This is a genomic window from Nocardia sp. NPDC004278, from assembly GCF_053602975.1.
The window spans coordinates 40772-50331 of sequence record NZ_JBSGEQ010000050.1 but is presented as its reverse complement, the minus strand read 5'-3'; the positions used below and the strand labels follow the sequence as shown (position 1 = coordinate 50331).

The following is a 9560-nucleotide window of genomic DNA, read 5'->3' as shown; positions in this document are numbered from 1 at the left end:
CACGCGAGCTCTCGCTCCATTCGAGATGCGGCAAGGGTTCCCGGAGCGAGATATGTGGGACACGTGGCGGATTCGGGATGGCGGAGAAGGAGCCGGGTTCTACGTCCGACCGGGTCATGAGGACGATCCTCGGCTGATTCACGACGGCCCCAACCAATTCGGCATCGTGCTGCCCCCCAAGCGAGGCGAGTGCGCGGGCGGCCCGAAGTCCTTGCTGAATGTCGCGGTGCACAACCTGTCATGGCCTGATGTACTCACCCTGGACGGTTGGTGGGTCGAGTCGAGCGGCCTTTGCCGACATAAGGATTGGGGCGAGACCACGTCCCGTGAGGACCAACGCGACTGCCCGATACTACCGGGCGGCATCGAAAACTACCTGGAGACACTGCCCGACGACACAGTGCTTGTTCGGGTCTGTTGCCACGGCTAGCAACACCCTCTCTTGCCGCCTATCGAGCGAGCCCGGCGGCCGTCAGGCTGCCGTGGCTGGGCTCTTTGCTGAACAACACCTGTAGTGATCTGCCAGATTCGCCGTGAAGGCCACTGAGCTGCGAATACTCTCCCCGAAATGCATTCCGCTGGCCGGAGGATCCCCAGAGAAGTGACGTTGCGCCAATGGGTGCCGTCAGGCCGCCCGATCCAAATGAATTGCAAACCCGACAAACCCGCCGCTAAACAGTTCATGCGGCCGAATATGAACGGTCGGCCACATTTTATCCACTCCGGCACCGTTTTCGACGACAATAGGATCGTTGCGAGTCGATTCCATGGCGTGTGCTCCGGTGGAGCCGTAAGGTTGCTCCAGAAGACCTATATCTGTTGGCCGTGTGTTCTGTCTGCTGCTACTCACTAGGGAGAACTGCGATGGATTATGATGATGCGCTTGGCTCGGTATGGTATGAGACCGAAGTGGACGGCTGGCAGGGCAAATGGACCCGCATAGCCGGTACAAACGAGTTCAACGCCGAATTCACCCATCCGTCGGGACAGCACATTGGAGGCCGACTGAGTATTAGAGTGGACGGCCGCACAGTTCGTATCCATCGGGAGAACCCTGGAACATGGGGGACTTGCGAGTATCTGGGGACTCTGTCGCCCGATCTCAAGACGGTCAGCGGCAATTACCACTGCACTGACCAAAACAACCAGCCGACCCCGACCTATGCCTGGAGTGCTCGTATCGAGTAGTGCCCTGCACCGTCGAGCGTGATGGTTGACGGAGAGATCCGCCGACGGGACAGCTGACGATCATCGCGTCATTCACCGTCAGGAGCGTTCGCTCCAAGGAATCCGGCGGTAAAGCACGAGTTGATGAATCGACCGAAGAGTGGAGGACGTCATGGCCATGCTGGAAATGCAACGCCGCAGACCTGCGGCACTCCGCACCCCAATACGAGGCAATACGACCATGGGTGTGTGCGGAACGAACTGCCCGGAGTGCGGATTACCGTGCCTAGCCATGGTGGCGCACCCACAAGGCCAGCACGCCTGCGCCAACGGACACTCCTGGTAGTACCAACGGTGTGAGAACGAGGCATCTCTGCACCGTCGTCGATTCGGGAGCGTCGGCGCTCAAGCGGGAGACCGCGCGTTGGCTGGGTCAGCTGTTCGGGCTGACCCAGCACAAGGGGCCTTCGTCTCCGGTGCCACCATGTCGAATTTCGTCGGATTGGCAACGACCCGTAGGTGGTTGGGCGAGCGCATGGGGATTTCAGCGGCGCAGGCCGGTGTCGGCGCGCTCGGGCCGACATACGTTTCCCGCGGCCCATCACCGCGGCGAACGCCTCACCACCAGCAGTCTCCCCTCGCACCAATCCGCCTCAACGTCGTCTGCTTCACCCTCACGCCCCACCACCGAACGCGTGCAAGCACTCACCCGCGCCATCACGGAAAGCGGCGAAACCTTCCTCACCCCAACCATTTACGACGGAAAACCCACATTACGCGCCGCCTTCAGCAACTAGCGCACCACCGACTGGTCCTCAACGCCTGGTCGGATATCGCGTCGCCTAGTTTTTCCTCGAGACCGGACCTGCGCAGTTCGTGGGCCAGCCGCGCGAGGAATGTGCTCTTACCGGTGGAATGTGTGCCGACCACCGCCACGGTGACCGGCCGCTCGATAGCGCTCACCGCAACCGCCTTTCGGTTCCGGTGTCGGCAGAAACTCCGGCAGGCCCGCCGCCTCGGCCACCGCGGGCCAGTCCAAGCCGCCGTCCTAGATCAGCGCGCACAACAATTGCCAGGCCGCCCATGTGTCGTACCCGGCGCGGTGGTAGCCCTGTCCGTCGCGTCGGTGTCGAACTGCCCCCGCTCGATGCCAGCACATAGGACTCCAAGGCGGCGTTGCGGATTCGCGGCTCGAGCGCTTCAAGGAGTGCCTTGCGCCTGACGCCCTCTGAGTAGGGTTCCGGCAGGCCGTGAGCGTGGTCAGCGGTGTTGCCGATGAAAGAAGAGTGAGACCATTTGCTCGAACGGCGTCAGCACTCGTACTCATGGCAGGTCATTTCGCGGATTCCTCTCGCCGGAATGAGCCGCGCATCCGCTGATACGTCCGCCTGATTCGCTCAGTAGCCCGTGATCGCCCGGCGCGGCGCGGCGGCTCGACGATGGTCAGACCGCGGCGCGAGCGCGGTGATCGGCCCGCCGAACCGACTGGTGCCAGTGCCTGTCCTGCAGTCCTGCTGGACCTCGGCGTCAATTCAGGTAGCGGATTCAGCCGATCGATCCGACTGGAACTACCGACCCCTATCGCCCCCTATCGGCAGTCATGTGCAACGGCTACAACTCGCGTGCAGCATCGTCCGGCGGGACTCGGCACGCATATCCTGATCTGCGTGATCGACCGATGGCCAACGGCGGCCAAGACTTTCGCATACATCGGGCAACCCGGCAGCGGCGGCCGACGGCCGAAATTCGGCCGTGCGATCGGTGGCAGGGTGATCGGGCATGAAGACGATCCTGATTACCGGAGCCACCTCGGGCATCGGTCTCGAGGCCGCGCAACAGCTTGCGGCAGGGGGCGATCGGCTGGTGTTGGTCGGCCGGAATCCGCAGAAGCTCGCTGACAGTGCGGAATTGGTGCGGGCCGCGGGGGCAGGGGCGGTCGACACCTTGGAATGCGATATCGCATCGCAGTCGTCGGTGCGCCAGCTCGCCAAGGCCATCGAGGCCGCCTACGACCGGATCGATGTGCTGGCCAATAATGCGGGCGGCTATCACCAGACGCGCAACGAAACCGCGGACGGTATCGAGGCGACCCTCGCAACCAACCATCTCGGCGGCTTTCTGCTCACCGAACTGCTCACCGATCTGCTGATCCGCAGCGCTCCGGCGCGCATTCTGTTCACCTCGTCGGTAATGCATTACGGCGCAACGCTCGACTTCGACGATCTCGGATTCCGCACGGGCTATTCGGGCGAAAAGGCCTACAGCCGATCCAAACTGGCCAATGTTCTCTATACCCGTGCGCTGGCACGCCGTTTCGACGGCACCGGGGTGACGGTTAATGCCTTTCACCCCGGTGCGGTGTCGACCGGCATCTGGAATTCACTACCGTGGTTCGGACAACCGGTGGTCTCACTCGCCAAACGCATGTTCTTCATCTCCGCGGCAGAGGGTGCCGCTGCGCTCACCTACCTGGCGACGGATCCGAGTGTCGCCGAGGTCACCGGAGCCTATTTCCGCAAGACCCGCGAGCGCGAACCGTCGCGCCTGGCCCGCGACGACCGGATCGGGCAGCGATTGTGCGCGGTGAGCGCGTCTTTGGTCGGGCTGCCCGGGTAGCAACCACGCAATCTACGACAGCGCCGTCGAACTCCTGGCAACACAAGGAAATACCCGCGACACAGAAAGCAGGGGTAATGCTGCGCACGCGTTTCGAGTCCATCGGCTCGTACACACCATCCACCGTCCGCTCCACCGAGGAGATCATCTCCGGACTGACCGTCCCCAGATCCCTTGACCTGGAACGGATTACCGGCATCAAGAATCGGCGGGTCTACGATTCCAGCGACGAGGGCTACGAATCCTCCTTCGATCTGGCCCTGCGCGCCATCGAAGACTGCCTGGCGCATTCCGATTACACGGCCGCGGATATCGACGTCGTCATCTCGGCCTCCATTACCCGTACCCGTGGCAAGGAAATCTTCTGCTACGCACCGTCATTCGCGGTCATGCTCGGCAAGGAGATCGGCACGGCCAATGCTCGCCATTTCGATGTCTCGAATGCCTGCGCGGGCATGATGACCGGCGTGCTGGTGCTGGATCGGATGATCAAGGCCGGTGTGGTGCGCAACGGGCTGGTGGTCAGCGGCGAACAGATCACCCCGATCGCCGAGACCGCGGCCCGCGAGATAAGCAAGCCCTACGATCCGCAATTCGCGGCGCTGACCGTCGGCGATGCCGCGGTCGCGGTGGTACTCGACGATCGCGGCGACGATGACGACGAGATCCACTACGTCGAGCTGATGACCTCCGCCGACGGCGCCGAACACTGCATCGGCATGCCGAGCGACCGATCCTCGGGAATCGCGCTCTACACCGATAACCGCGCCATGCAGAACGAGGGCCGCTACCTCCAGGGCATCAGCCGCATCGCCACTTTCCTGGAGGAGACCGGACGCAACTGGGCGGGCGAGAAATACGACTACTGGATCCACCACCAATTCAGCGCACCCGCCATCGAATACATCGCGCACCTGACCGAACGGCACTTCGGCACCCCCATGCCGCAATCGCTCAATGTGCTGCACGAATTCGGCAATACCGCGTCGACCTCGCATTTCGTCGTCCTACATGAATATCTCGCGCAACAGAAGATTCCCAAGGGGTCCAAGGTGCTGATGATTCCGGAGGCCTCCGGCATCGTCTCCGGACATCTCGCCGCGACCATCTCCCGTCTGGAGGCCTGAACCATGCCGACCACCATTCTCGCGGCCGCCATCAATGCCGATCTCGACACCGGCAGCTACTTCGAACTCGCGGCCCGCGCGGCCACCGCCTGCCTGGAACAGGCGGGCATCGGTGCCGACCAGGTCGGACTGCTGATCAACGCCGGGGTCTTCCGTGATCAGAACATCTCCGAACCCGCGGTATCGGCGCTCATCCAGAAGCGCGTCGGCATCGGCCTCGAATACGCCCCCGGTCGAGTGCCCGCCTTCTCCTTCGATCTGATGAACGGCGCGAGCGGACTGCTGCACGCGATCGCCACCGCTGACTGCTTCCTGACCACCGGCGAAGTCGAGTACGCGCTGCTCGTGGCCGGGGATACCCACCCGTCGACCGAACGTCATGTCGACGGATTCCCCTACAGCACCAGCGGTGCCGCGATTCTGCTCGGAAGCTCCGGCCCCGCAGGCGGATTCGGCGCGCTGCACGGCACCGACACCGCAGGCCCGGCCGCACCGACCGCTTGGGTGGCGATGAGCGAGGCGGGTGCGAGCGGTCGACGGGCCATGAGCACCCAGCGCGGTAATGATGACCCGGTCGAGTTGGCCGCCATCGTCGTGCGCGATTGCCTCACGGCCGAAGGGCTCGATGCCGCCGATATCGCCGCGGGGCGCACCATTCTGCTCGCACCCACCTGGACCCTCGCCTTCCGTACTCGGCTGGCCGACGCACTCGGCTTCACACCGAAGTCGATCGTCGGAGTCGATCCTTCCGTGGACAATCCGTATTCCGCGGCTCCGGTGCACGCGTATCTGTGCGCGCGCAATAGGGGCGTACTCGCCGGGGCACGCACGGTGCTGTTCGTGGCCGCCGACGACACCTCGGCCGCCTGCCTCGCCTACCACCAGCACGCTCTGACACTCGTCGGGAGTTGATGACACGAAAAGCATTGAAACAACTCATATTACGAAGCAATAACCCGTTGTAGTGACAGGATCGGACCGGCGAATTACCCTGGCTTCACCGGCTGGATCTTCGGGCGCGTCGCCGCGCCCTTCCCGCTGCGACGATGCCGCATCCTCAGCGCACCCGAGCTGCTCGTTTTCGATGGCGCTCTCCCACAGTCGGGCACACCACCTCGACGAAGGGCTCCGAGTATGCGTCAGCCTGTCCTACCGCACCGCGCACCCCTGGTGCAGCGCGAGCCTCTTTCCCATCGTGAGCACTGGGCCGATTTCGCCAAATCCCGGGTCGGTCAGGCCATGGCCGTGCTCGGGACCGCGAGCACGGTCGGCTTGGTCGCCGAACTGCTCGATGCCGATGCGGACGCGGTTGCGGCGGTGCTCCAGCAGCTCACCGACACCACGGGGGCGCGCTTCGAGCATCCAGGGTTCGGCGAGCGGATCCTGCGCAGCACCCCCGGGGAGGTCCGGCAGAAGTTGCACAGCCGGGCCGCGCAACTTCTGCACCACCGTGGTTTTCCGGCGTGCACCATTGCCGACCACCTGGTCGAGGCCGGTGCCGCCGGATACCCGTGGGCGGTCGAGGTACTGCTGGGCGCCGCCGAGGACGCGATGATCAATGATCAGATCGATCTGGCCGTCGATCGGCTGGAATTGGCCTATCGCGCCTCCCGCGACGCGGGCGAGCGTGCCTCGATCGCGATTCGGCTCGTCTGTCTCGAATGGCGGATCAACCCATCGACCCGCTCGCGCCAGTTCACCCGGTTGAAGGCGGCGCTGCGCGCGGGCCGGGTGCCACACCGCGAATTGCCCGCCGCCATCATGTATTTGCTCTGGCACGGGCAGGCGCAGCAGGCCGATCACGCACTCGGCCAGCTGCACAGCGACAATCCCGACGAGGCGGCCCCCGAGATCGACTTCCTGCGCGCCTGGCTGCGGTACTCCTATCCCCCACATGTGCCACGCCATCCGCGATTGTTCGCGGCTCCCGCGCGGCCGCCGCGGATGCGCACCGATCAGCACTCGCCGCATCGGCACGGCGCCGATCTGCTGTCCGGCCTGTTCACCCATCCAGTCGCCGAAATCGCCACGCTCGCACAGCGTTTGCTCACCAGCCACCGCCTCACCTCGACCACCATCGAGACCCTGGTCGCTGCGGTGCACTGCCTCATCTACAGCAATCGGCTCGACACCGCGGCGGCCTGGTGCGGATCACTGCTGGCCGAGGCCGAAGCCCGCCGCGCACCGACCTGGCAATCGATCTTCGCTGGCCTGCGCGCGGAAACCATGTTGCGCAAGGGCAATATTCGCGACGCGACCGCCGATGCTGCGCTCGCCCTCAATTACGTACCGGCCGAACACCTCGGCCTCTGGATCGGCACGCCGATCGCCGCGATGGTGCATGCGCTGACCGCATCCGGCCGCCATACCGAGGCCGCGGCACAGCTTAAAAGACCCTTGCCACGAACCATTTTCGACGCACGCTTCGGCCTGCCGTATCTGCACGCACAAGGCCATCATCACCTCGCCGTCGGACGGCCCGACGAGGCGCTGCGCAGTTTCCGCCGCTGCGGCTATCTCATGGACCGATGGAATATGGACTTCCCATGGCTGGTGCCGTGGCGCAATGACATTGCCGCCGCCCATCTCGCACTCGGCGAGCATCGTCAGGCGCGCGAGTTCGCGACCAGACATCTGGAGCTGCTCGGCGCCGCCGATCGGCACCGCTCCGGTGGTGTCTCGCTGCGGCTGCTCGCCGCCACCGCCGATCGCCATCAGGGCTTCCGATTACTTCGCGAGTCCGCCGCCATCGCCCGTACCGGCGGGGACGACCTCGAATTGGCCACGGTCCTCGGCGAACTCGGCCGGGCGCATCGCGCCGTCGGCGATCACGACCGATCCCGCGCGCTGCTGCGCGATGCCGCGCGCATTGCCGAAGCCTGCGGCGCCGAGGTGCTGCTGCGCGATCTGCTCGACGGCAAACCGCAAACGGCCACGCAACCGACCCAACCCATGCCCGCACTCGCCCCGATCCCGGGTGGGCTCGCGACCCTGAGCCCTGCCGAGCGCCGCGTCGCGGAGCTGGCCGCCCGCGGCAAGGCCAATCGCCAGATCGCCGCCAAACTCGCCATCACGACCAGCACCGTCGAACAACACCTCACCCGTGTCTACCGAAAACTCGGTGTCGCCCGACGCGGCGAGCTGTCCTTCGTCCTCCCGACCGGCCGCGCCGGATCGACCGACAACGTAGTTTCAGACACTGGCTAGCATTCCTATTCACAGCATCTAGGCCAGCGCATATGAGGATCTAGGCGCGGTTCACCGATTGATTGGCAATCTGCGAGCTACATTCATTTCGCTCATCCGAGTTCTGGACATACGCTGGACGAAGGGAGTGAGTGGGTCGCCATGGTAACCAACCAAGGATCGCCGACCAGTGGCGAAGCATTGGTCGAACTGGATGTCTTCCCGCCGGAACAACACCACCGCTGGACGGTACTGCTGCGGCTGCTGTTGGCCATACCGCAGCTGATCGCGTTGTGGGTGCTGAGCATCGCCGCATTCGTGGTGGTGGTCTGCGGATGGTTCGGTGCGTTGGCGCTCGGCCGGTTGCCGGACTGGTGCGGAGAGTTCCTGCGCGGGTATTTCGGCTACACCGTGCGGGTGTACGGCTACCTGATGCTGCTGGTCGACGACTATCCGCCCTTCGCATGGACCGCACCGGATTATCCGGTCCGCCTGCTCTTCCCGGCACCGACGCCGTTGAACCGAGCGGCGGTGTTCTTCCGGATCATCCTCGCCGTGCCGATTCTGGTGCTGTCGAACTGGTTCAGCACCGGCTGGGTCATCGTCTCGTTCATTCTGTGGCTGATCGTCCTGATCACCGGGCGGATGCCCGCTGCGGTCTTCGAGGCCACCTCGGCGGTGCTGCGCATCGAAATGCGGGTGTCGACCTATGTGTATCTGCTGACGCCCGCCTATCTGAAGGGCATATTCGGCGATAAGGCCGCGGCTCCGGCTGCCATACCCCCCGGTGCGCCACTGACCGAACCGACACCGCCGATGACCCAACCGGCACCGCCATCCCGGACCCGCCCGCTGCTGGTATCCGGCGGTGGCCGCACCTTGCTGATCGTCATGCTCATCCTCGGCATCTTCGGCAGCGGCTTCCAGACCAGGACGAACTGGGGCAACGAGGACAATGACACCGATTCGATCTCCAGCTCACAGCTCGCCGCCCAGGTCGCCATCGACTTCATCGACTACACCGGGCATGCGCCCAAGCACGTGAGCTGTCCCAATGCCGTGGACGCCGAGATCGGCGCGACCGAGGTCTGCGCGATCACCGATGACGGCGACCAGTACCGGGCCCGGGTCACCGTCGACGCGATCACCGACGGGGCCGCGCACTTCCGCACCGATATCGAGCAGCTGCACTGAAAAGCTGAGCCTGCCTGCGCGCCCGGGCCCGGCGCTTGCCCTCGTGCATGGCCTGGACCCGGGCCACCGGAATGGAGTGGCGCTCGGCGCAGCCAGCCGGGCCGGACTCGCAGCGAGTCTGTGATCACGTAGTAACCACGGCCGGCCGCCGGGGACCTGGTCCGGCTCGTCGGTGATCCGAAGGCTCGAATACTCGGGCCGCCCGATCCGGCTACTACCAGGCAACCCGCGCCGTGTACCCGACGCAAAGGCCCCGGTCAGCACCCACGA

General features: G+C 64.7%; 7 protein-coding genes. All 7 read left to right on the top strand.

Annotation, left to right across the window (positions count from 1 at the left end):
• Positions 1-430 (top strand): hypothetical protein (locus ACWEO2_RS40340; RefSeq protein ID WP_452410194.1); only part of this gene is annotated, 430 nt, incomplete at its 5' end.
• A gap of 434 nt (positions 431-864) precedes the next feature.
• Positions 865-1188 carry a hypothetical protein gene (locus ACWEO2_RS40335; RefSeq protein WP_452410193.1) on the top strand — a complete coding sequence of 108 codons (324 nt, stop codon included), beginning with the start codon at positions 865-867 and terminating at the stop codon, positions 1186-1188.
• Positions 1189-2946: 1758 nt separating this feature from the next.
• Positions 2947-3783 carry an SDR family oxidoreductase gene (locus tag ACWEO2_RS40330; protein ID WP_452410192.1) on the top strand — a complete coding sequence of 279 codons (837 nt, stop codon included), beginning with the start codon at positions 2947-2949 and terminating at the stop codon, positions 3781-3783.
• Positions 3784-3860: 77 nt separating this feature from the next.
• A complete protein-coding gene (locus ACWEO2_RS40325; protein ID WP_452410191.1) occupies positions 3861-4910 on the top strand; it encodes a 3-oxoacyl-ACP synthase III family protein in 1050 nt (349 codons plus the stop codon).
• Positions 4911-4913: 3 nt separating this feature from the next.
• The gene (locus ACWEO2_RS40320; RefSeq protein ID WP_452410190.1) at positions 4914-5822 is read left to right on the top strand and encodes a hypothetical protein; all 909 of its coding nucleotides are present in this window, start codon (positions 4914-4916) and stop codon (positions 5820-5822) included.
• Between the two features lie 222 nt (positions 5823-6044).
• Positions 6045-8117 (top strand): LuxR C-terminal-related transcriptional regulator, encoded by a 2073-nt coding sequence (locus ACWEO2_RS40315; RefSeq protein ID WP_452410189.1) that lies wholly within the window; start codon positions 6045-6047, stop codon positions 8115-8117.
• A 141-nt stretch (positions 8118-8258) separates the two neighbouring features.
• Positions 8259-9290 carry a DUF4389 domain-containing protein gene (locus ACWEO2_RS40310; RefSeq protein ID WP_452410188.1) on the top strand — a complete coding sequence of 344 codons (1032 nt, stop codon included), beginning with the start codon at positions 8259-8261 and terminating at the stop codon, positions 9288-9290.
• The last annotated feature ends 270 nt before the right edge of the window (positions 9291-9560 follow it).